2 tRNA genes are annotated in these 295 nt (G+C 51.2%); both read left to right on the top strand.

The window, feature by feature from the left end:
- The first annotated feature begins 28 nt into the window (after nt 1-28).
- A tRNA-Asp gene (locus tag ABD985_RS12065) sits at nt 29-105 on the top strand.
- Between the two features lie 37 nt (nt 106-142).
- Nucleotides 143-219, top strand: a tRNA-Asp gene (locus ABD985_RS12060).
- Nucleotides 220-295: the final 76 nt, after the last annotated feature.

Below are 295 nucleotides of genomic sequence, written 5' to 3'. Positions count from 1 at the left end.
CGATAAGGTCTAAAAAGCAATCGGAAAAGGAGCAGTAGTTCAGTTGGTTAGAATACCTGCCTGTCACGCAGGGGGTCGCGGGTTCGAGTCCCGTCTGTTCCGCCAACAGACCACCGATGAGGTCTAAAAAACAATCGGAAAAGGAGCAGTAGTTCAGTTGGTTAGAATACCTGCCTGTCACGCAGGGGGTCGCGGGTTCGAGTCCCGTCTGTTCCGCCAACAGACCACCGATAGGTCTAAAAAACAATCGGAAAAGGAGCAGTAGTTCAGTTGGTTAGAATACCTGCCTGTCACG

Source organism: Algivirga pacifica (assembly GCF_039543525.1).
Lineage (GTDB): Bacteria > Bacteroidota > Bacteroidia > Cytophagales > Flammeovirgaceae > Algivirga > Algivirga pacifica.
The sequence above is the reverse complement of the archived record's forward strand: the minus strand, read 5'-3'. Positions and strand labels throughout refer to the sequence as shown.